The following is a 22,020-nucleotide window of genomic DNA, read 5'->3' on the forward strand; positions in this document are numbered from 1 at the left end:
CTGAATAACCAATGAATTCTGCTATCAGACGCGGCTATTTAAGCGATTGTGGCATTATAGTATTCCCTGCGCAACCCGCTGCTGCAGACCCTGTTCAAAGGTCTGCATTCCCGACTGGCCGCCGGTTTGCAGTACGTTGGCCAGCTGATGGGTTTTGCCCTCGCGGATCATGCTGCTGACCGCCGCCGTTGCCGTCAACACCTCAAAAATGGCCACCCTGCCGCCGCCGGGCCGGCTCAACAGCTTCTGTGCAATCACCGCCTGCAGACTCCCGGCCAGTTGGGCACGCACATAGGGCTTTTCTTCTGCCGGGAAAACATCCACCAACCTATCCACCGCCTGCGACGCACTGCGGGTATGCAGCGTAGCCAGCACCAGGTGGCCGGTTTCCGCAGCGGTCAGTGCCAGACGGATGGTGGTGGTATCGCGTAACTCCCCCAGCAAGATCACATCCGGATCTTCACGCAGTGCGGCACGCAATGCATCGTCAAAGCTGTGGCTATCGCGCCCTAATTCCCGCTGTTGGATTAAACATTGCCGACTGAGGTGGATAAACTCAATGGGATCTTCCAACGTGAGGATATGCCGCCGCTGGTGCTGATTGATATCATCAATCATCGCCGCCAACGTGGTGGATTTACCGCTGCCGGTCGCGCCGGTCACCAGGATCAGGCCGTCCTCACGTCGCACCAACGCGGGGATAATGTCTGGCGTTGCCAATGCTGCCAGGGTCGGGCACTGGCTCGCAATTAGCCGCAAGGCCACGGAAACGCCCAGGTTTTGCAAAAAGAAATTGGCGCGCAACCGGATAGTGCCCGGCAGCGAAAGCGCCAGATCCAACTGCCCTTGCTGTTGTAACTGTTGCCGCTGTAACGGCAGCAGCACGCTGTTGCACAGCAACCGCATTCGCGCTTCGGTCAATATTTCCGCCCCTTCCAGCGGCTGCAGTTCACCATCAATGCGCAACATCGGCCGATGTCCGGTACAAAGGTGCAGATCGGAAGCATTATGCTTTACACTAAGGGCCACGAATTCGTCGATATCCATATCAATCTCCTGGGTCAATAATGAGCACTATCCAACAGAATCTGCAGGATGTCAGAAACCGCATTGCCTCGGCCGCTCAAGGCTGTGCGCGCACTCCAGAAGAAGTTACTCTGCTTGCCGTAAGCAAAACCAAACCTGTGGCTGCGATCGCAGAAGCCATCGCGGCTGGCCAGCGCGCCTTCGGCGAGAACTACGTTCAGGAAGGGGTGGATAAGGTTCAGCATTTCGCCGCACTGCCGGAAGGCGCTACGCTGGATTGGCACTTTATCGGCCCGTTGCAATCAAACAAGAGCCGACTGGTGGCGGAGAACTTCGCCTGGTGCCACACCGTCGATCGGTTGCGTATCGCCCTGCGCCTGAGTGACCAGCGCCCGGCGAATATGCCGCCACTTAACGTGCTGATCCAAATAAATATCAGCGATGAGCAGAGTAAGTCTGGCATTGTACTGGCTGAGTTACCGGCGCTGGCGGAGGCGGTTGCCGCCCTGCCCAACCTCAGACTGCGTGGGCTGATGGCTATTCCAGCCCCGCAGGAGGATTATCAGAGCCAGCTGGCGGTATTCGGCCAGATGCGCGACGCTTTTCTGGGTCTGCAACAGCAGTACCCGCAGGTGGACACGCTGTCGATGGGCATGACCGATGACATGACGGCGGCGATTGCCGCAGGCAGCACCCTGGTGCGCATTGGCACTGCCATTTTCGGCGCCCGTGATTATTCACAGGCCTAATATCTTGATGAGGGATTCTAATGCAGCACCGTAAGATCACCTTTATTGGCGCCGGCAACATGGCGCGCGCTATCATCGCCGGCCTGGTGGCGGGCGGTTATCCGGCCAAATCCATCAGCGTCTGTGCACCTTCGGCCAAAAACCGTGATGCGCTGGCGGCGGACTACGGCATCATCAGCAGCAGCGACAACCTGGCCTGTGCCCAGGCGGCCGATGTGGTGGTGCTGGCCGTCAAGCCGCAGATGATGGCCGACGTCTGCCAGCCGTTGCGTGAAGGAGTCGATTTCAGCACCAAACTGGTACTGTCGATCGCTGCCGGTATCCAGGTCAGCCGTTTTTATCAACTGCTGGGTGACAAGCTGAACATCGTGCGCATCATGCCCAATACCCCATCGCTGGTGGGCAAAGGCATGAGCGGCCTGTATGCACCGCAGCAGGTCAGCCAGCAGGACCGCGACTACACCAGCGACTTGATGGCATCAGTCGGCAAGGTGTGCTGGGTAGATGACGAAAGTGGCATTAATAGCGTGATCGCCGCTGCAGGCAGCGCACCGGCCTATTTCTTCCTGTTTATGGAAGCCATGCAACAAGAAGCCGAACGTATGGGCTTCGACAGCCAGACCGCCCGTAATCTGGTGCAGCAGGCCGCTTCTGGCGCTGCTGCGCTGGTGGAGGCCAACCCGGATACGCCATTGTCGACCTTGCGTGAGCAGGTCACCTCCAAAGGCGGCACCACCGCCGAAGCACTGCGCGTTTTCAACGAGCAACAACTGCCGGCAACCGTGGCCAAAGCCATGCAGGCGGCAGTATCCCGCGCGCAGGAAATGGAAAAATCATTTTAAATAATCGAGAGTTAAGGAGAAGGGCTACTACATGCTAACGCTGACTTTTTTGGTCAAAACCGTTATTGACCTGTACGTCATGGTACTGCTGCTGCGTATCTGGATGCAGTGGACGCGCGCTGACTTTTACAACCCATTCGCACAGTTTGTCGTGAAGATCACTCAACCGGTGATCGGCCCGCTGCGCCGCATTATTCCATCCATGGGGCCGATCGACAGCGCATCGCTGCTGCTGGCGTTCCTGCTGATGACCATCAAGTACCCGCTGCTGCTGCTGATCCAGGGCGGCGCAATGTCACTCAGCCCGTATAATCTGCTGTTTGGCCTGATCTCACTGGTGAAGTCGGCCGGTTACCTGATCTTCTGGGTAATGATTATCCGCGCGCTGATGAGTTGGATAAGCCAGGGCCGCAGCCCAATCGACCAGTTGATGTACCAACTGACCGAACCCTTGATGTCTCCTATCCGCCGTATTCTGCCGGCCATGGGCGGCATTGATTTTTCGGCGATGGTGGTGATCCTGATCCTGTATCTGATCAACTACCTGGGCATGGATCTGTTCGGTGAGATCTGGTTCCTGCTGTGAGTGCAGTAACCCCGGTACTGGACGGGCTGGCGATCAGGCTATATATTCAGCCGAAAGCCAGCCGCGACCAGATTGTCGGTTTGCATGGCGACGAACTTAAAGTCGCCATTACCGCCCCACCGGTAGACGGCCAGGCCAACGCTCATCTGATCAAGTTTCTCGCCAAACAGTTCAAAGTGGCAAAAGGCAACGTCACCATAGAGAAAGGCGAACTGGGGCGGCATAAACAGTTACGCATCGTTAATCCGCAACAGATCCCCGCCGTGGTCGCGGCGCTAATCGAATAAATTTCAAGGTAGTCATCATGCAAAAAGTCGTTCTTGCCACCGGTAATTCGGGCAAAGTGCGCGAACTCGCCGACCTGCTGGCCGATTTCGGGCTGAATGTGGTCGCGCAAACCGAGCTGGGCGTAGAGTCCGCCGAGGAAACCGGCCTGACGTTTATCGAAAACGCCATCCTCAAAGCCCGCCATGCGGCACAAATCACCGGCCTGCCGGCGATCGCTGACGACTCTGGCCTGGCGGTGGACGCACTGGGCGGAGCACCTGGCATCTATTCTGCGCGTTACGCGGGCGTTGACGCCTCTGACCGGCAAAACCTCGACAAACTGCTGGTGGCACTGAAAGACGTACCGCAAGGCAGTCGTGGCGCTCAATTTCACTGCGTGCTGGTGTATCTGCGCCATGCCGAAGACCCAACGCCGCTGGTGTTCCACGGCAGCTGGGCCGGTGAAATCACCGACAGCGCGGCAGGTGAAGGCGGTTTCGGCTACGATCCTGTCTTCTACGTCCCGGAACTGGGCCGTACCGCCGCCGAACTGAGCCGCGACGAGAAGCGCGCGATATCGCACCGTGGCAAGGCGCTGAAACTGATGCTGGAAGCCATGCGCAATGCTTAAGCTGCCTCCGCTGAGTTTGTATATTCATATCCCATGGTGCGTGCAGAAATGCCCGTACTGCGACTTCAACTCGCATGCGTTAAAGGGCGAAGTCCCGCATCAGGAGTATGTTGATCACCTGCTGGCGGATCTGGATGCTGACCTGCCGCTGGTCGCCGGCCGTGAAATCAGTACCATTTTTATCGGCGGCGGCACCCCCAGCCTGCTGAGTGCCGAAGCAATGCAATCGCTGCTGGACGGCGTGCGGGCACGCATCCACGTCGTTGATGGCGCCGAGATCACCATGGAGGCCAACCCCGGCACCGTGGAGGCCGATCGCTTCAGCGGCTACCAGCGTGCCGGTGTGAACCGCATTTCTATCGGGGTGCAGAGCTTCAGCGCCGAGAAGTTAACCCGTCTGGGGCGTATACACGGCCCGGAAGAGGCCAAACGCGCAGCGCACCTGGCCACCGGTCTCGGCCTGCGCAGTTTCAACCTTGATCTGATGCACGGTCTGCCGGACCAATCGCTGGAAGAAGCGCTGGACGATTTACGCCAGGCGATTGCCCTGAACCCGCCACACCTGTCGTGGTATCAGCTGACCATCGAACCCAATACCCTGTTCAGCTCACGCCCGCCGGTATTGCCGGACGACGACGCGCTGTGGGATATTTTCGAGCGCGGTCATGAGTTGCTGAGCGCCGCCGGTTATCAGCAGTATGAAACCTCGGCCTATGCCAAGCCGGGCTATCAGTGCCAGCACAACCTCAACTACTGGCGCTTTGGCGACTATCTGGGGATTGGTTGTGGCGCACACGGCAAACTGACCTTCAGCGACGGCCGTATTCTGCGCACCGCAAAAACCAAGCATCCACGCGGTTTTATGCAGGGCAAGTATATGGACAAGCAGCATGAGGTGACGACAGCAGATCGGCCGTTCGAGTTCTTTATGAACCGCTTCCGCCTGCTGGAAGCCGCGCCGCGCGCCGAGTTCGTCAGCTACACCGGGTTGGATGAAAGCACTATCCGTGCACAGCTGGACGAAGCACTGGCGAAAGGCTACCTGGAAGAAACACCGGAATATTGGCAAATCACCGAGAAAGGTAAACTGTTCCTTAACTCGCTGCTGGAGCTGTTCCTGGCGGATGAATAGCAAAAAGCGCTGAATTATCAGCGCTTTTTTTAAAACAACAATCAGGAACGTCAGGCGGCATGGTGAGGGCAATGAGTGATATCACCCCGCCCCTTTAGCAGACCTTCAACGGAAATATCTTCATCCAGCGCCTCCCAATGGATACCACGGGCACTCAGCTCATAACGGGCACGTTCTTCGTCCGTCGCTTTGAGCAACCGGGGGAACCATGCGAGTGGCACACCAATAATTCTGGCATCGCTCAACTCAACCCACATCGTAGACTCATCAAAGCTAACGTTTTTAGCTGAAATACTCATTCCAGGCCTCCAAAAATAACCTCTTATGAACTTCAACGGTTCCGGTTAACTCTTTTAACACTCTGATATTAAAGCCATCATTACGGGCTAACTTCACCTCGGGCGTTAGCCAGAATTTGGCTTCTGCCACCGCATCTCTGACATGAATATGAGCCGGTTCTAACGGCTCTCCTTCATTCGAATAAAAAAAGAATTTATAGCCTTTATAACGAAATATCACTGGCATCAATGCAAAATCCTTTTGGCCATTGATTATAGTTTAGCCAGTCTGTCAGATAGCGGTTAAAAGGTCAAAAAACACGCTGCCAGCCATCATTACTTGTTACTTCAAAGCATTAAGCAGGTCTTTACGCTGGGTTTCCAGACCGGTAACGCGGTTGCACACGTCGTGGCCGAAGTTCTGGAAGTCCTGCTCCTGGTTGTTCCATTCGTTCTGAATCGCTTTTTGCAAGCCACCCAGATTACCCATGATCGCCTGCAACGGATTGCCGCCGCTGTTGGCCGCCTGCTTGACGCCCATCTCGTTCAGGCTGTCCTGCAACACGCCACCCATGCTCTGCTGCACCAGATTACGGCCATCCTGCTCAACCTGGTCAATCGCCTTGTGGTGGAAGGTCAGGCCGTCGCTGCGGTGTTCGATGATGCGGTTCATCTGCTGTTTAAGTTGGTCATTGAGCGTGGTCAGGCGGTTGCGCACGTTGCTGTCGCTGCCCAACTCCTTGACGATCACCTTGTCCAGTGCCACGCGCGCTTTTTCCAGGTGCTGCTGTGCGCCCTTGTCGATCCACGGCAGTTCCTTACGCAATGCGCTCTGGTAGCTGAAGGCCTTCTGTCGCTGGCTGTCATTCAGGCTCAGGGCCTGACCGTTGCGGGTCACATCGCCATCCGCTGAAATTTGCAGGTTGCCGCTAGCTCCTGTCACCTGCACGTTCTGCGGGCTGATAATCACGTCGTCCTGGGGTTTAACGCTGCACTGATACTCGGCATGTGCCTGTGAAGCAGTCAACAGCAGTAAGGCTAACCCGGTTTTCTTTAACATATTTTCTCCTGACTCCCTTCCGTGGTGGGATTAAAAAATCGAACGGCTAATCCGTTGAGACAACAGTTCCAGCGCCGCAGTTCCCGCCAGTGAGTTACCGGAGGCATCCAGCTCCGGCGACCAGACGGCAATCGACAGCTCATCGGGGACGATGGCGACAATGCCGCCGCCGACGCCGGACTTGCCCGGCATGCCCACGCGATAGGCAAATTCCCCCGCGCCATCGTACATGCCGCTGGTCATCATCAGCGCATTAATCTGACGCGCCTGCAGTGGGCTGATCACTTCACGTCCGTTAAGGTCACGACCGTGATTGGCCAGGTAAACAAAGCTGCGCGCCAGCTCCAGACAGCTCATCCGCAACGCACAGTAGTGGAAATAGGTTTGCAGCACGGTGAGCACGTCGTTTTCAAAGTTACCGAACGACTTCATCAGATAGGCGATCGCCGCATTGCGATCGGAGTGTTCAAACTCGGAGCGGGCGACCCGCGAATCATAGGCCAGGTCTTCTTCACCGGCCAGTTGGCGCACCACTTCCAGCATCCGCTGTTTGGGGGCACTGAGCCGCGTTTGCAGCATGTCGCACACCACCAGCGCACCGGGGTTGATAAACGGGTTGCGCGGCTTACCCTGCTCCATCTCCAACTGCAATAGCGAGTTGAACGGCAGACCGGAAGGCTCTTTGCCGACCCGTTGCCAGATCTCGTGCTCCTGATAGCGCGCCAGTGCCAGCGTCAGGCTCAGCACCTTGGAGATCGACTGAATAGAGAAGCGTTCGGTAGCGTTACCGGCCTGGAACATTTCGCCGTCAACGGTGCAAACGGCGATCGCCAGACGATCGGGCGCCACTTCCGCCAGCGCCGGTATATAGTCCGCCACCTTGCCCTGGCCAATCAGCGGGCGCACCTGTTGCAGGATCTCTTCCAGCAACGCGTTATCCAATGTAGTTACCACCGCGGTCACACTCCGGACAAAACAAAGGTGCCGTTAAGGCACCTTAAAATCAATGAATACAGCGCAAAATCAGGCGGGGAAAATCAGTCCCACCAGATATCGAACAGATCGCTAACCTTAACATCGCTCAGCTTGCGCGCTTCCAGCCATTTTTTGACCAGTTCACGCTGTTCGTCAGTACAATGGCCGATAGTCTGCAGGCAGATCAAACCTTCCCACTGCAGGTAGCCGCTACCGTCAAACGCCATGCCGTTCGGCTCGATCACTTCGTCGATGAAAGCGTCCAGCGTGCCGTCGATATCTTCAACCGAGGTGCCTTCGGCAAAACGCCATGCTACGGAGAAACCCAGCTCCTGAAACTCTTCAATGTGTAACTTTTTACGTAAACGACGACTGCGGTTCTTAGCCATTATTCTTTCCTCTCAAACATCAAATCCCAAACGCCATGTCCCAGACGCTGGCCGCGTAATTCAAATTTTGTCAGTGGGCGTGAATCCGGACGCGGCACGTAATCATTATCGCTGGAAAGATTACGATAGCCTGAGATCCCGTTCATAACCTCTAACATATGTTCTGCGTAAGGCTGCCAATCGGTGGCCATATGGAATACGCCGCCGACTTTCAATTTGCGCCGCACCAGTTCAACAAACGGCGTCTGTACGATGCGACGTTTGTTGTGGCGCGCTTTATGCCACGGATCGGGGAAGAACAGCTGCACCATGTCCAGCGAACCGTCCGGGATCATATTCTCCAGCACCTCAACCGCGTCGTGACACATCACGCGCAGGTTGCTCAGTTCCGCTTCGGTAGCGTCGGCCAGGCAAGCGCCCACGCCCGGCGAGTGTACTTCAATCCCCAAGAAATTCTGCTGCGGGTTATGGCCCGCCATGGTCACCAGCGAGGCGCCCATGCCAAAACCGATCTCCAGCACGGTCGGCGCATCGCGCCCAAACAGTGCGGTGATATCGACAGGTTCAGCCTGATACTCCACGCCCATCACCGGCCAATAGTTGTCCAGCGCGTGCTGCTGACCTTTGGTCAACCGCCCCTGGCGGCGGACAAAACTGCGGATACGGCGCATCGCGCGGCCGTTCTCATCAAATTCTGGGGAGATGACGTCATTAATCATAGTGCTTTCTGTCTGTTTGGCTGCCAATTAGGGAAACGCGCATTATGCAAAGATACATTGGTTTAGCAAGTGTTCATCTTGTGTACCTGCCGTGCGACGTCGGAAAGTTCCGGTTTACAGCACCATGACTCTATGCTGCAATCGCGCTTCATTTTCTGCCGGATATCGAATCTGCTTATGATGCAAGCGCAACAGTTCGCACAGGTGGTGCTTGACTGGTACCAGCGTTACGGCCGTAAAACCCTGCCGTGGCAGCTTGATAAGACCGCCTATAAAGTATGGCTCTCAGAGGTCATGTTGCAACAAACACAGGTTGCCACCGTGATCCCTTATTTTGAGCGCTTTATGGCACGTTTTCCCAACGTGCGCGCACTGGCGCAAGCGCCGCTGGACGAAGTGCTGCACCTGTGGACCGGCCTGGGCTACTATGCCCGTGCTCGCAACCTGCACAAAGCCGCGCAGACCATTGTCGCACAGCACGGCGGCGAGTTCCCGACAACCTTTGAAGAAATCCACGCCCTGCCCGGTATTGGCCGTTCAACCGCCGGTGCGGTGTTGTCGTTGGCACTCGGCCAGCATTACCCGATCCTCGACGGCAACGTGAAACGCGTACTGGCTCGCTGCTATGCGGTCGAAGGTTGGCCGGGCAAAAAAGAAGTCGAAAACCGGTTGTGGCAGATCAGTGAAGACGTCACCCCGGCACAGGGCGTTTCTCAGTTTAATCAGGCGATGATGGATCTGGGGGCGATGGTTTGCACCCGTTCCAAACCCAAATGCGAGCTGTGCCCACTCAACCTCGGCTGCATCGCCTACGCCAACCACAGTTGGGCAAAATACCCCGGTAAAAAACCCAAGCAAACGCTGCCGGAAAAAACCGCCTACTTCTTATTGCTGCAACAGGGCGAGCGAGCCTGGCTGGAACAGCGCCCGGCCGTCGGCTTGTGGGGCGGCCTGTTTTGTTTCCCGCAGTTCGGCGAACGCGAAGAGATGGAACTCTGGCTGCAACAACGCGGTCTGAAAAACAACCGCCAGCAGCAGTTGACTGCATTTCGTCATACTTTCAGTCATTTCCATCTCGATATCGTGCCGATATGGTTGGAAATGAACGACACCAGCGCCAGCATGGATGAGGGTGCCGGTCTCTGGTATAACTTGGCGCAGCCGCCATCGGTCGGGCTGGCAGCACCAGTTGACCGTCTGTTACAACAGTTGGCAAAACAGTCACCACGCCAGCAGGGTTTATTTGGCGATAGCGCCATTGATGAGGAATTAGCATGAGCAGAACCATTTTTTGTACCTTCCTGCAGCGCGATGCCGAAGGGCAGGATTTCCAACTTTATCCAGGCGACGTTGGCAAACGCATCTATAACGAGATCTCGAAGGAAGCCTGGGCAGAATGGATGAAAAAACAGACCATGCTGATCAACGAGAAAAAACTGAACATGATGAACGTGGACGACCGCAAGCTGCTGGAAGCGGAAATGATCAAATTCCTGTTCGAAGGGCACGACGTGCATATCGAAGGCTATACGCCACCGAGCGAATAACGCTGTTGGGGCCAGGCGCTGGCCCTCTTCAATACTTCCCGTATACGGCTTTAAGATGAAGAAAATTTTAGCTTTGCTAGTGATAGCGCCTTTGCTGATTTCCTGTTCCGGCAAAAAAAATACTGAAGTCAACGAAGCCCTGGTCAAAGACACCAACGGCTTTGAGATCCTGATGGGCCAATTCGCCCACAACATCGAGAATATCTGGGGTCTGAACGAAGTTCTGATCGCCGGGCCAAAAGATTACGTTAAATACACCGATCAATATCAAACCCGTAGCCACATCAACTTTGATTCCGGTGCCATCACCATTGAAACCATCGCCACCACCGATCCTGCCGCCCACCTGCGTCAGGCGATTATCAGCACCTTGCTGATGGGTGACGATCCGGGTTCTATCGATCTGTATTCCGACGCCAACGATATCCAGATCAGTAAAGAGCCGTTCCTGTACGGCCAGGTGCTGGATAACAAAGGCGCGCCGATCCGTTGGGAATGGCGTGCGGCGCACTTCGCCGACTATCTGGTGCAGAGCAAACTGCAAAAACGCACCTCCGGCCTGCACGTGATTTACTCCGTCACCATTCAACTGGTACCGAACCACCTGGATAAGCGTGCGCATAAATACCTGCCGATGGTCCGCAAGGCGTCGGAGAAGTACGGGGTGGAAGAGTCGCTGATCCTGGCGATTATGCAGACCGAATCGAGCTTTAACCCCTATGCGGTGAGCGGTTCAGATGCGTTGGGCCTGATGCAGGTGGTACAACATACCGCCGGTAAGGACGTATTCCAGATGCGTGGGAAATGGGGCAAACCAAGCCGCAGCTACCTGTTCGATCCGGAGAACAACATCGACACCGGCACCGCTTATCTGGCCATTTTGCAGAACAACTATTTGGGCGGGATCCAGAACCCAACCTCACGTCGCTATGCGGTGATCACCGCCTATAACGGCGGAGCGGGCAGCGTGCTGAGAGTGTTCTCCAGCGACAGAACCCGCGCGGTCGATATCATCAACGGCATGCAACCGGGCGACGTCTACCAGACGCTGACCACCAAGCATCCAGCCGGTGAATCGCGCCGCTATCTGGTGAAGGTGAACAACGCGCAGAAGAGTTATCGACGCCGTTAATCACCCCGGTCAGGGCGGTCTCTCCCGTCGCCCTGACCACCAGCATCCCTAAGCGATACTGTAGCCATTACGGCCAAGCTCCTTGGCACGGTACAGAGCCTGATCGGCTGCTGCCAGCAGTTGTTCACGGCTTTGTCCCAATTGCCATTGCGCTACCCCCTGGCTGACCGTCACCCATTGCGCCACCTCAGAAGCCGCATGCGGCATCGCCAAGCCGGCAAGCAACCCTTCTATCCTCTTCGCCACCTGCACCGCCTCGCCGGCGCCGGATTTTGGCAACAGGATAATAAACTCCTCACCGCCATAACGGGCCACCAGATCCTGCGAACGTCGGGTCGCGCTCTCCAGACAGGCAGCCAGGCGGATCAGGCATTCATCTCCCTGTTGATGGCCATAGTGGTCGTTGTATTTTTTGAAAAAATCGACGTCCAGCAGGATCAGGGAAAACGGGGCCTGCAGGGTCGACTCCCGCAGCAACACCGCGTCAAAGTAGTTGTCGAAATAGCGTCGGTTGGCGATACCGGTCAGCGGATCGCGGTGTGCCAGCTTGCTCAGCCGCTCAATCAACAGTTTATTTTCCTGTTCACGTTCGATAGCCAGGCGAAACCATTGCTCCAGCCGACTCCGCGCCGAGTAAATCAGAAACAGCATCAGCGCATAGGAGATCAGGTTCACCAGCGAAAAAGCGTTATGAATAAACATATTTTCGGCAATCGCCACCAGCAGTACCGGAATGCTGAACAGGAAAAACAGCCGTGGGGACAAATAGAAAGCGATCAGGGAGGAAAACAGCAGGCCGATCGATAACGGGTAAAGCAGATTAATGCTGTTGTCGATAATCAGATGGTGAAAAACGCCGCACCAGGACAGGGTCAACAAAAAAATACCCACCACCGCCCCACGCCAGACCGCCTGTTCACCTCTGGCGGCCAACTGACGCAACGCAACAAAAACCACAATTGATACCAACACCACACCGCAGATAGCCGGCGCACCCTGTAACAGAGGCATCAAAGAGTATTCATCATACATCCGCGCACGCTGAAGCAGCAGATAGAGTGCCAACAGCACATTAACCAATAGGAACCAGTTAAAATTCCTCAAGGTGGAGCGTTTTTTCTCTCTGCCTACCCAATCGAGATAACCCTCTTCTTTCATCATCTTATTCCGCTACTGGACGCTTTAGCTAAAGGTAGCGCCAGCTCCCGGCTTTGTCATCCCGGGCCAGAGTGATTTAAAAACGGCCCCTGCGGGCCGCGCAAGACTATTGCTTGATCATATAACCGAAAATACGTTTCCAGCCGTGATCCTTTTTCTCGATATACACGCCCTGCAGCTCCGGTGAGAAGCCCGGCAGCCGGTTGATGCCGTCCTCCAGCGCCAGGAAGTAGCGCTGCACCGCCCCACCCCACACTTCCCCCGGTACCACGCACAGCACGCCCGGTGGGTATGGCAGTGCGCCTTCCGCCGCAATGCGCCCTTCTGCCTGGCCGATCGGCACCAGTTCGACGTTGTCGCGGATAAATTCCACGTTGGCATCCTGCGGGTTCATCATCACCTGCGGGAAATGACGCTGGCGGAACATCTCTTTTTGCAACTGCTTAACGTCAAAGCTGACGTACAGGTCGTGCATTTCCTGGCACAACTGGCGAAGGGTATAGCCGCGATAGCGCTGCTCATTCTTGCGATATACCGTCGGTAGCACCACGCTCAGTGGCGCGTCCTCTTCCACGTAACGCTCGAACTGCACCAGCATCTCCACCAACTGTTCCATCTTGGCCGGGTTTTCTGCCGGGGTCAGCAGGAACAATATTGAGTTAAGATCGCATTTCTCCGGCACTATGCCGTTCTCACGCAGGAAGTTGGCCAAAATAGTCGCCGGCACGCCAAACTCGGTGTACTGGCCGGTAGCCGCATCAATACCCGGGGTCGTCAGCAGCAGTTTGCACGGATCGACCAGATACTGATCCTGCGCGTAACCTTCAAAACCGTGCCATTTCTCATCCGGTACAAAGTTGAAGAAACGCGCGTCGTTGGCGATCAGATCGGTGTCGTAATCCTGCCAGTTTTTACCCGCCACCTGCGGCGGAATAAACGGCCTGAGCTGCGAGCAGCGTTCCAGCAGTTGCTTGCGCGTCTCGATCCCCAGCTTGACGCAGTCCAGCCACATACGGCGACCGGCGGCCCCGGCATGCATCTTGGCGTTAACGTCCAGCGCGGCGAACAGCGGGTAAAACGGGCTAGTAGAGGCGTGCAGCATGAAAGCATTGTTGAGGTGCTTGTGGTTGCAGTGACGCTTCTGGCCCTTGATATGGTCGTCTTTCTTGTGGATCTGCGAGGTCTGCGAGAAACCGGCCTGCTGCTTGTGTACCGACTGGGTGACAAAGATACCCGGATCCAGTTCATCAAGCTCCAGCAACAGCGGCGAGCACTCTTTCAGCATCGGGATAAAGCCTTCGTAGCCCACCCAGGCAGAGTCAAACAGAATGTAGTCACACAGGTGGCCGATGGTGTCGATCACCTGACGGGCATTATAAATGGTGCCGTCGTAGGTACCGAGCTGAATAATCGCCAGACGGAACGGACGTGCCGCATTCGCCTTTTCCGGTGCCACTTCGCGGATTTGCTCGCGCAGGTAACGCTCATCAAAGCAGCGCGAATCTATGCCGCCGATAAAACCAAACGGGTTGCGGGCGGTTTCCAGATAGACCGGCGTTGCCCCGGCCTGGATCAACGCACCGTGGTGGTTGGATTTATGGTTGTTACGATCGAACAACACCAAATCACCGCGGGTCAGCAAAGCATTGGTCACGACCTTATTGGCGGCAGAGGTGCCATTAAGCACGAAATAGGTTTTATCGGCGTTGAATACCCGTGCCGCATGCTTTTGCGCATCCTTGGCCGAGCCTTCGTGGATCAACAAATCGCCTAGCTTAACGTCGGCATTGCACATGTCAGAACGAAAAAGCGTTTCGCCGTAGAACTCAAAAAACTTCCGGCCGGCCGGATGTTTACGGAAAAACTCGCCGCCCTGATGGCCCGGGCAGGCAAAGGTTGAGTTTTCCATTTCCACATAGGTTTTCAGCGTCTTGAAAAACGGCGGCAACAGCGCCTGCTCGTAGGCATCGGCGGCAGCTTCGAGCTGTGCCATATAGAACGCCTTACTGGCGCCTTCCAGCGCAAAAACTCCGCTGATCAATGGCAGGTACGCCGGAGAGAGATGCTCGTCCCCCGCCACCGCCACAAAGGTCGGGATCTCGAACCCGGTCGCTTTGAGCTGCGCCAGGTGACCTGCGTTAACGTCATCAACTGACACCACCAACGCGGCCACATCGGTGTAGTCCGTTTGCTCGATGCGGACGACCTGGCGCAGTGTTTCAATGGTGGCAACCAAACTGGCGCTGGTGGCTATTTTCAATTCTTTCATTGTGCTAACTCTCAAACGGTTAAGGATGAGGGTGTGCCAGGGGGCACGGTGATGAGATAACACAGGTTATCCCGGCAAATTGATGTCCGGCGCTCGCACATAAAGCACAAGCGTGACCGGCTGACTCTCTTAAGATTATCAGGTAACTATCGGGGACTGGTATCGGCAGCGTCCAATAGACATCAGTAAAAGCAGAGCCGCAGCTCTATTTTTAATAATGCCTAACAGCGAGCATCAGATAGCCTTACCGCATGGCAGGCTGGGCGTTTTTGACGGATTGCGTTCGGGAAGGGTAACGGTTGAGTGACGGCATCATTTGATGTCTGGTGCGCAGTGACGCTTGAGTAACAAAACCAGCCATGCCTGCAACCCTCTGACTTAAATGGGCGGGAACGCCGTTAGGAGACGTAAAGTGCCAAAATTTGCGCAATGATTGCATGTTTTTTTATGAGGTTCAAGTGACAATTATGCTGATTTGATTACAAGAAAATAACGAATAACACATTGTTAATTAACGAATAAAAATAAAACACAGAAAAATCAAAACGGTATAAATAGACGATTTTTTTGCATATCTATTACCAAATCACAGGACTGACTCTCGCCTGCCCCATCAGCCATTGCATGAAAATAGAGCAACCGATCGGCTTTGTGACAGAAAGCGATTGACGATTTCCGGCCAATAGGGTTAAATGCGCCCCGTTGCCCGGATAGCTCAGTCGGTAGAGCAGGGGATTGAAAATCCCCGTGTCCTTGGTTCGATTCCGAGTCCGGGCACCATATTTAAAGAACCCAGCCTATGGCTGGGTTTTTGCATTTCAGGGACAGGACTCTTCATCGAACAAGTTCGATTATTCGGCCAAAGGCCTCACCTCGCATCATTTATTAATAACTAATTCATACACCTACATGATTTATTCTATATTACGGCTAGTGTAGTGATGCATAAAATCAGGACACTTCCGTAACCCCATTTCAGCCGCGACTCTCCAGACAGATGCTCAACTTGCAACAACACAATTTTATTGTATACCTTTAAAAGGGTGGCCCGTATAAGCGATCAGAGGCACTTAAAATCAGTTAATTGAGAGAAAAAGTCATTTCAGGAATCCTTCTCCATGAATATTAACTTCTACCAGCTTCCTGAATTTGTCGCCTACGGGATCCTGTTTTGCCTTTCTCTGGCTCTGATCAGACAGCAAAAACAGGAGCCGCGGATGAAATACTGGCTTTACGGCTGGCTGCTAATCCTGATCCATGCCAGTATTTTCATGCTTTTCCCGCCCATTTTCCCTTTCACAGAAATGGCTCGCGGCACGCTGTTCCTCGCCGGACAAATGTTTATCCTCGCGGCTTACTTGCACGGACCGGCGAGCATTTTGTCGTCAGATTTGCTGCGTCACATGAGCTTACCTGCCACAATAAACGTTCTCTTCATGGTCGCAAGCCAAGCTTATTCGGAGTCGCAACCCAGCGAGCAACAACTGTCGCTTTTCTACCTGCTCATACTGTTGGGCGCGATATGCACCGTCCGGATTGCCCTGAACGATAATAAAACAAGAAGCTGGCATGCCGCCCTTTCCATCATTCTGACCCTGATAGTGTACACACTTCAGGCCACCGCCCTACACTTCTACGGCCTGGTGATCGCTAGCCAGTGGCTGATGTGCTGGACCTATCTAGCCGTGGCATTTTTCTTCCTTCGCCACTCGCCAACCTTAACCATAGGGATCATTGCCACTTCATTTAGCTTCATACTGTGGGGGCTGGTTTTCCCAGTTTACGAGTTGTTCAACAATTTGGCCCCGGATATCAGCGGTAAGATTGACCCGGATGTCTGGAACTTGCCAAAATTTCTCGCTGCCGCCAGTTTTATTCTGGTACTGCTGGAAGAACAGGTAACTGACGCCATCCAACTTGCCAATCATGACGAACTTACTGGGTTAGCTAACCGTCGCCTGTATACCGATCACTTTGGACAAGCCGTCGCGCGGGCAACCCGAAACCGGTCAGAGTTCGGGTTAATGGTGATTGATCTCAATGGCTTCAAAAAAATTAACGATACTCTGGGCCATGAAGCCGGCGATACCGTGCTCAAAACCGTCAGTACCCGTTTTCTCGCAGTACTACGCAGTACGGATACGCTTGCGCGAACCGGCGGGGATGAGTTCACTCTGATCCTGGAAAGTGTGAACAACACACCCGATGCAAAAAAAATCAGTCGTAAGCTTGAAGAGGTACTTGAGGTCCCGATTCTACTGGCCAACGGCATCACCTATCAGGTGAAGGCCAGTTTTGGCTTCGCAATTTATCCTCAGGACGGCACCACCCAAACCCTGCTACAGGCGGTAGCTGACGCGCGCATGTACCTGTGCAAAGAGCAATGCCACAATGAATGAGTATGCGTCTAAAAAAGTCTTCGTATTCCTTACAGTCCTGGATAAATGGAAAAATCCAATTATGGCGTAATCTCGTGGTACTCGGAGGAGGAGACAGAATTGACATGGGCACAGCAAGGGTAAGTTTGCATAGGTACCCCCAGAAGGTCTGGATACTATGATTTTAAATACAGTAATTTAAGTGGAACTATTTGTAATTTAAAGCTTTCCTGCTAATGTTTTGATATCAGGCAATTTTCGGAGAAAGAAAGTGAAGCGTTTAAAACCTGCAATAAACATGAATATAATAACAGAATGTATTAGTGATGATATTAAACCATTAGATATTACAGCAGGTGAAACGGTACCTATCAGCCTAAATGGTCATCCTCGCGTGATATTTCTCTTAAAGGGCAGTGTGGAATGTTATCGTACAGAGGATGATTTACTCATTTCTGAGGTGTCAGCGCCTTATGTCATGGGGGTGATGGTCAATGAGGTAGAAAATTTTTATTACTATATCAAGCCGGTCAAAAACACTGTTTTAGGATATGTAAATTACAATGACTTCATTTCGTCAGTGAAAAGACATGATCTTTGGCTGGATTTGTTGGAAGTTGCATCCCATATCACCTCTTATCTCATCCACAGAGACATCAGTTTGGTGAATAAAGATCGATACGCTGTCGTAATGCACTATCTAAAAGAAATCTATTCATTCACTGATGAGAAAAGAAAAGGGATAATGACCACAAACTACATTGTTCGTCGTTCCGGCTTATCCAGAAGCGGAGTGATGGCGGTACTTTCCGAACTAAGGAAAGGAGAGTACATTACGATAGAAAATGGGGTTCTGACATTTTTATCTGATAAGGTACCAAAGTCCTTTTAATGCTTAACTAATTTGTACTTTGTGTCAAATGTAAATAATAATTATTGTATCACCTGGCCCTAAGGCCAGATACTTTACAAACAGGGCTGTATTTCAATCCGTGGGGGAATGACAATAATCTTAACGTGAATAGTTCCCGATGAGCGCATCTCTGGAGTCCCTGCGTCCATCACGCTTCGTATCTTTTTTATCCCGGCGGCAATCACGATTACTTTTATCATTGTCGCGATAACACTCTTTTTTCTCTACACGAGCGTCAGCCCGAGAATCTTGTCGGATATCCCTGGCTTCCTGAGGTCGTTGATACCATTTAGTCTGGTCAGCAAACGAAGAGGTTGTGAAAAACAAGCTTGATAGCAATAGAAAGTAGGTTTTATTCATTAGAATGACTCCTTTAGAAAAATAATTAACACAGCGTTACAAATAGCATGTTCACGCTCGGGAAATAATAATCTCCAAAATGCCATTAATGAGAAATTGAACGCCCATACATACCAACAAGAACCCCATCAGGCGTGAAATGGCCTCTATACCGCCAGATCCAACAATCCGCATAATGGTTCCTGAACTGCGCAGGCAACCCCACAGTATCAATGCGACGATAATAAAAATCGCTGAAGGAGCGATCCAAAGCACCCAGTCGGGGAAATTTATGCCGTGCTTAACTGTCGACGCCGACGAAATGATCATAGCAATAGTGCCCGGCCCCGCCGTGCTCGGCATCGCTAATGGCACAAAAGCGATATTATTCGCGGGTTCCTGCTCGACAATACTGCTGGACTCCATGCTCTTAGGTGGCGGGAACAGCATACGGAAGCCAATAAATGCTACGATTAATCCGCCAGCGATACGCAATCCGGGAATAGAGATCCCAAAGGTGTCCATTACGAATTGTCCGGCATAATAGGTTACCAGCATAATCGCAAAGACATAAAACGAAGTCATCATTGCCTGGCGGTGTCGTTCAGCAGGGCTCATGTTTCCAGACAACCCCAAGAACAGAGCGACAGTGGTTAATGGGTTTGCCAAAGGCAGTATGAGCATTAACCCAAGACCTATGGCTTTAAACAAATCCAGCATACATTACGGTTCTCAACAAAAAATTCAATTTCCAAGCATAGCGTTTCTCTGAGATAAACATAATGTCCACTAATAGGCACCTTAGTGATATAGGTTTATGAAACCTGAACGTAATCAAGACCTCTCCGTACGGTGTCTAATATTAGACACTGCAAATACCTTGACTAAGAACATAAAGCCAAGAGCATCGTTCCTTTCCTGACAAATAACATAGATCGAAAATAAACAATCGCATTTATAACCCAGAAAAAAACATCATGAATATTATTATCTTCCATGGGGGAATATAATAATTTCATCCACCTTTTAAGGAATATATCTTTTATCCAAAAGAATTCAGCGCTCGCGAGCAAAAGAGAAGTTGCGTCCCCCAATGCCCCGGGAACAGAAAAAAGAAGCCGCAACGTTGGCATCAATGCTGGTATCACCGCCGCTATTCCAGATTTTCCCCACTTCCGTATACGCCTGCACTTCATGGGTAGACCTGAGTTCACGTGCTGCGGCGCAGCCAGCCATAAAGCTCCGCATTGCGGCGAAAACCCATTTTCCGCATTACGCTCATCTTGTGGTTACTGACCGTTTTCACACTGATCTCCAGCATATGGGCAATTTGCGTAACGCCCAATTCCCACTTCATGCATCGCATGATTTCTTGTTCTCGCAGCGTCAGGATCCTTTGACAGGCACAGGAGCGTTTATGGCTACGGCTGTCCAATGGCCACAACCGCTGCCGCTCCAGCCCGGCGATAACCACCTGTAATATCGATGAAACAGGCATATCGTGATGGATAACCCCAGACTCAAGCACGCATTTGGTACCCGCTGCCCCAAAGCGCCGCTTATCCGGCTGACGCAGTGTGAAATACAGGGGTTTCCGCCCCGTTGACGGCAGCTCATATTGACAAAAACAGCTCAAATTTCCGGGGGAGAAATAGCGAAAAACCAAATCTGCCTCACTGGCCTGATCAATATCCACGATACGCACCAACATACCGCACGAATTAAAGTGCTGTACTAAAACATCCTGTAATCCCTTGATGAAAAAAGTGTTCTTATCAGATAAGGCGATTGTCATTATGGAACTCATGTTGGCTCTCCTGCCTTTATTAATCCTAACCACTGCTGTATTCGCCATCAGGGGATCTGGCTATTGTCGATACGCAATTCGTAAACCATGGTGGCATTCGGCGGTACTTTTGGCGGATAGCCCGCCTCGCCATAGGCAAATTCCGGAGGCACAACCATGGTCAATGAACCGTGATTGCGAAGATGACCAATCGCTTCCCGGAATAAAGGCGGATACGCGGCGAGCTGTTGCGAAAGGACTTTTCCGCTGAGTTCCATATCCTGGATGACGGTGCCATCGGTCAGTCTTTCCTTAACCACCACATCAATCACCGCATCCTTGGCCAACTCGTGATCACCGGCGTAATCCACCCGGTACCAGAAGCCCATCGCCGATTGTTTTACGCCCTTTTGTTTACTGAAACGGGCAAGATAATCCTGATCTTGTTGCACCTGCGCTTTGACCCGTTTTTCTCGTGCGGCACCAGCGGCACTATCTGCCTTTTCCATCAGTCTGGTCAGCTCAGCCGGGGGTAACAATAAATGACCGGCAACCGCATCCAATACGCCAGCCAGCAGGCTGTTGCGGTCTACCGGCACGCCCCAGCTCTGGCGTTCAGCCATTAACCCCTCAATATCCCGCCCCAGCGCACTGCCTGCCGCATAGGACAACCGAGTCTTTTCATCCTTTAACTGTTCAGCCGTGACTTCCCACTGCTGGCGTTTGCGTAATTCCGTCGCCTCGCTCTGCGCTTGCACCAGCAGTTGCTGCTGCCCTGCCAGCTTCTGCCCATACTCCTGATTCGCTTGTTCTGTCGCGGACAATTTCGCCGTCAGGCTGGTTAATTGGCTCTCGGCCAGTGCCTGCGCCTCTCTGGCCTGCTGCGTATCCTGTTGGGCTTGCTGCAGTAAAGAAGCCGTTCGTTGCGCATCCGGCGAACCACGCCAGGCCTGACTCAGCCCCGCCAACGACTGCTGCAACAGCGACATGTCGGGTGGCACCGGTGAAGCATTAACGGGCGGTTTCTCGGCACGCAACGCGGTAATTTCCTGGCGCAACGCATCCAGTTCTGCCTGTTGGCGGGTCAGTTGTTGCTCACTTTCCACCAGCGACCGGCGGAGCGTAAAGGCCGTCGAAGCCCCGGTTTTCGGGGGTTCTGCCTGCTTTGCTGTCTGGCGGGGACTGTTATCTTTCTTTTTCGGCGCAGCCGCTTTCTGGTCGTTGCGCGCTTTCTCGCTCGCTGGCGTCTCCGGCTTAACATTCTGACGCTGGTATTGTTCGGCAAACTGCAGCAGAGCAGGCACGCCCTCCTCTGCCTGTGCCTTACCCACGACCATCAGTGCCATAAACCCCAAAAAAGCCAGCCGAGACACCCGCATCATTTAACCAGCTCCCCGCGTTCCGCCAGGCCCGTCAGTACCGCCTGATTCACTCCGGCGCACAGGAAATTAACTTTATAGCGATACAGCGCATCCACGGTCTCCTGGGTATCGCCATTAACTTTGGTTCGCACCCCGGCGTACTGCGAAGCCCCGCTCATCAAACTGTCGAAAGCCTGCTTATACTGTTGAAACTGTTTGGCATTGATATTACGCAATGCGCCCAGTTGCTCCTGGCACTGCTGTAGCCGCTCAGCCTCACGCTGTTTGCGTAAGGTTTCCTCCGATATCTCCCTGGTGGCACTGGCTTTTCCAGCGGCTAAAGGTTTAGTCGACTTCGGGTTTTGGCACGCCGTGGCCCCCATCACCAGCAGACACAAGATCCCCACTCGGACACTAAGATTTATATGCTTCACCATCATCTTTCCGGCTTCCTTTTTTAGATGTATTCCTGTCCAGCACGGC

At 53.4% G+C, this 22,020-nt stretch carries 25 protein-coding genes and 1 tRNA gene; 12 read left to right on the forward strand and 14 right to left on the reverse strand.

Annotated elements, in window-relative coordinates; translation table 11 throughout:
• Positions 1 to 54 precede the first annotated feature (54 nt).
• Positions 55 to 1,047, reverse strand: coding sequence for a type IV pilus twitching motility protein PilT (locus E5C26_RS20850; RefSeq protein WP_135318000.1), 993 nt, complete (start codon positions 1,045 to 1,047; stop codon positions 55 to 57).
• Between the two features lie 20 nt (positions 1,048 to 1,067).
• Between E5C26_RS20850 and E5C26_RS20855 the strand changes: the two genes are divergently transcribed.
• Genes E5C26_RS20855 through hemW form a run of 6 tightly spaced genes read left to right on the forward strand, consistent with a single transcriptional unit; the run spans position 1,068 to position 5,233 of the window.
• Positions 1,068 to 1,775, forward strand: a complete 708-nt coding sequence (locus E5C26_RS20855) for a YggS family pyridoxal phosphate-dependent enzyme (RefSeq protein WP_135318001.1) — start codon at positions 1,068 to 1,070, stop codon at positions 1,773 to 1,775.
• Positions 1,776 to 1,795: 20 nt separating this feature from the next.
• Positions 1,796 to 2,617: a pyrroline-5-carboxylate reductase gene (proC, locus tag E5C26_RS20860; RefSeq protein WP_135318002.1), complete on the forward strand. Its 822-nt coding sequence runs from the start codon at positions 1,796 to 1,798 to the stop codon at positions 2,615 to 2,617.
• Positions 2,618 to 2,648: 31 nt separating this feature from the next.
• Positions 2,649 to 3,203 carry a YggT family protein gene (locus E5C26_RS20865; RefSeq protein WP_135318003.1) on the forward strand — a complete coding sequence of 185 codons (555 nt, stop codon included), beginning with the start codon at positions 2,649 to 2,651 and terminating at the stop codon, positions 3,201 to 3,203.
• On the forward strand, positions 3,200 to 3,490 hold the full coding sequence (gene yggU, locus E5C26_RS20870; protein WP_135318004.1) for a DUF167 family protein YggU: 291 nt from the start codon (positions 3,200 to 3,202) through the stop codon (positions 3,488 to 3,490). Before E5C26_RS20865 ends, yggU begins: the two co-directional genes overlap by 4 nt.
• A 17-nt stretch (positions 3,491 to 3,507) precedes the next feature.
• Entirely contained in the window at positions 3,508 to 4,101 is a 594-nt protein-coding gene (locus E5C26_RS20875) for an XTP/dITP diphosphatase (RefSeq protein ID WP_135318005.1), read from the forward strand.
• A complete protein-coding gene (gene hemW, locus E5C26_RS20880; RefSeq protein WP_135318006.1) occupies positions 4,094 to 5,233 on the forward strand; it encodes a radical SAM family heme chaperone HemW in 1,140 nt (379 codons plus the stop codon). Before E5C26_RS20875 ends, hemW begins: the two co-directional genes overlap by 8 nt.
• A 50-nt stretch (positions 5,234 to 5,283) precedes the next feature.
• Here hemW and E5C26_RS20885 read toward each other — a convergent pair whose 3' ends face one another.
• The 6 genes from E5C26_RS20885 to trmB form a co-directional block, all read right to left on the reverse strand.
• On the reverse strand, positions 5,284 to 5,532 hold the full coding sequence (locus tag E5C26_RS20885) for a DUF2442 domain-containing protein (RefSeq protein WP_135318007.1): 249 nt from the start codon (positions 5,530 to 5,532) through the stop codon (positions 5,284 to 5,286).
• The gene (locus E5C26_RS20890; RefSeq protein WP_135318008.1) at positions 5,516 to 5,758 is read right to left on the reverse strand and encodes a DUF4160 domain-containing protein; all 243 of its coding nucleotides are present in this window, start codon (positions 5,756 to 5,758) and stop codon (positions 5,516 to 5,518) included. The genes E5C26_RS20885 and E5C26_RS20890 overlap by 17 nt, the downstream gene beginning before the upstream one ends.
• A gap of 96 nt (positions 5,759 to 5,854) precedes the next feature.
• Complete coding sequence (locus E5C26_RS20895) at positions 5,855 to 6,571, reverse strand: DUF2884 domain-containing protein (RefSeq protein WP_135318009.1); 717 nt, start codon at positions 6,569 to 6,571, stop codon at positions 5,855 to 5,857.
• Between the two features lie 30 nt (positions 6,572 to 6,601).
• Positions 6,602 to 7,525: a glutaminase B gene (gene glsB / locus E5C26_RS20900; RefSeq protein ID WP_135318010.1), complete on the reverse strand. Its 924-nt coding sequence runs from the start codon at positions 7,523 to 7,525 to the stop codon at positions 6,602 to 6,604.
• Positions 7,526 to 7,608: 83 nt separating this feature from the next.
• The gene (locus E5C26_RS20905; RefSeq protein ID WP_135318011.1) at positions 7,609 to 7,935 is read right to left on the reverse strand and encodes a YggL family protein; all 327 of its coding nucleotides are present in this window, start codon (positions 7,933 to 7,935) and stop codon (positions 7,609 to 7,611) included.
• Complete coding sequence (gene trmB / locus E5C26_RS20910) at positions 7,935 to 8,654, reverse strand: tRNA (guanosine(46)-N7)-methyltransferase TrmB (RefSeq protein WP_012146744.1); 720 nt, start codon at positions 8,652 to 8,654, stop codon at positions 7,935 to 7,937. The genes E5C26_RS20905 and trmB overlap by 1 nt, the downstream gene beginning before the upstream one ends.
• Before the next feature lie 177 nt (positions 8,655 to 8,831).
• Between trmB and mutY the strand changes: the two genes are divergently transcribed.
• Genes mutY through mltC form a run of 3 tightly spaced genes read left to right on the forward strand, consistent with a single transcriptional unit; the run spans position 8,832 to position 11,333 of the window.
• Positions 8,832 to 9,932, forward strand: coding sequence for an A/G-specific adenine glycosylase (gene mutY / locus E5C26_RS20915; protein WP_409513914.1), 1,101 nt, complete (start codon positions 8,832 to 8,834; stop codon positions 9,930 to 9,932).
• Positions 9,929 to 10,201, forward strand: coding sequence for an oxidative damage protection protein (locus E5C26_RS20920; RefSeq protein ID WP_061807913.1), 273 nt, complete (start codon positions 9,929 to 9,931; stop codon positions 10,199 to 10,201). The genes mutY and E5C26_RS20920 overlap by 4 nt, the downstream gene beginning before the upstream one ends.
• A gap of 55 nt (positions 10,202 to 10,256) precedes the next feature.
• Complete coding sequence (gene mltC, locus E5C26_RS20925) at positions 10,257 to 11,333, forward strand: membrane-bound lytic murein transglycosylase MltC (protein ID WP_135318012.1); 1,077 nt, start codon at positions 10,257 to 10,259, stop codon at positions 11,331 to 11,333.
• Between the two features lie 48 nt (positions 11,334 to 11,381).
• On the opposite strand, the gene E5C26_RS20930 is transcribed toward mltC, so the two are convergent.
• Together E5C26_RS20930 and speF are read right to left on the reverse strand one after the other, a co-directional pair.
• Positions 11,382 to 12,494, reverse strand: coding sequence for a GGDEF domain-containing protein (locus tag E5C26_RS20930; RefSeq protein WP_135318013.1), 1,113 nt, complete (start codon positions 12,492 to 12,494; stop codon positions 11,382 to 11,384).
• A 103-nt stretch (positions 12,495 to 12,597) separates the two neighbouring features.
• Entirely contained in the window at positions 12,598 to 14,760 is a 2,163-nt protein-coding gene (gene speF / locus E5C26_RS20935) for an ornithine decarboxylase SpeF (RefSeq protein WP_135318014.1), read from the reverse strand.
• 704 nt (positions 14,761 to 15,464) lie between these two features.
• Here speF and E5C26_RS20940 point away from each other — a divergent pair.
• The 3 genes from E5C26_RS20940 (at position 15,465) to E5C26_RS20950 (ending at position 18,030) form a co-directional block, all read left to right on the forward strand.
• Positions 15,465 to 15,540, forward strand: a tRNA-Phe gene (locus E5C26_RS20940).
• A gap of 338 nt (positions 15,541 to 15,878) precedes the next feature.
• Positions 15,879 to 17,159: a GGDEF domain-containing protein gene (locus E5C26_RS20945; protein WP_135318015.1), complete on the forward strand. Its 1,281-nt coding sequence runs from the start codon at positions 15,879 to 15,881 to the stop codon at positions 17,157 to 17,159.
• Positions 17,160 to 17,409: 250 nt separating this feature from the next.
• A complete protein-coding gene (locus E5C26_RS20950) occupies positions 17,410 to 18,030 on the forward strand; it encodes a helix-turn-helix domain-containing protein (protein WP_135318016.1) in 621 nt (206 codons plus the stop codon).
• Between the two features lie 120 nt (positions 18,031 to 18,150).
• On the opposite strand, the gene E5C26_RS20955 is transcribed toward E5C26_RS20950, so the two are convergent.
• The 5 genes from E5C26_RS20955 to E5C26_RS20975 form a co-directional block, all read right to left on the reverse strand.
• Positions 18,151 to 18,411, reverse strand: coding sequence for a hypothetical protein (locus E5C26_RS20955; protein WP_135318017.1), 261 nt, complete (start codon positions 18,409 to 18,411; stop codon positions 18,151 to 18,153).
• Positions 18,412 to 18,462: 51 nt separating this feature from the next.
• Positions 18,463 to 19,110 (reverse strand): MarC family NAAT transporter, encoded by a 648-nt coding sequence (locus E5C26_RS20960; RefSeq protein WP_135318018.1) that lies wholly within the window; start codon positions 19,108 to 19,110, stop codon positions 18,463 to 18,465.
• A 490-nt stretch (positions 19,111 to 19,600) separates the two neighbouring features.
• Positions 19,601 to 20,197 carry a response regulator transcription factor gene (locus tag E5C26_RS20965; RefSeq protein WP_135318019.1) on the reverse strand — a complete coding sequence of 199 codons (597 nt, stop codon included), beginning with the start codon at positions 20,195 to 20,197 and terminating at the stop codon, positions 19,601 to 19,603.
• Positions 20,198 to 20,244: 47 nt separating this feature from the next.
• Positions 20,245 to 21,555: an FKBP-type peptidyl-prolyl cis-trans isomerase N-terminal domain-containing protein gene (locus tag E5C26_RS20970; protein ID WP_135318293.1), complete on the reverse strand. Its 1,311-nt coding sequence runs from the start codon at positions 21,553 to 21,555 to the stop codon at positions 20,245 to 20,247.
• Positions 21,555 to 21,977 carry a hypothetical protein gene (locus tag E5C26_RS20975; protein ID WP_135318020.1) on the reverse strand — a complete coding sequence of 141 codons (423 nt, stop codon included), beginning with the start codon at positions 21,975 to 21,977 and terminating at the stop codon, positions 21,555 to 21,557. The genes E5C26_RS20970 and E5C26_RS20975 overlap by 1 nt, the downstream gene beginning before the upstream one ends.
• Positions 21,978 to 22,020: the final 43 nt, after the last annotated feature.

The organism is Serratia proteamaculans (assembly GCF_004684015.1).
GTDB classification, from domain to species: Bacteria; Pseudomonadota; Gammaproteobacteria; order Enterobacterales; family Enterobacteriaceae; genus Serratia; species Serratia proteamaculans_F.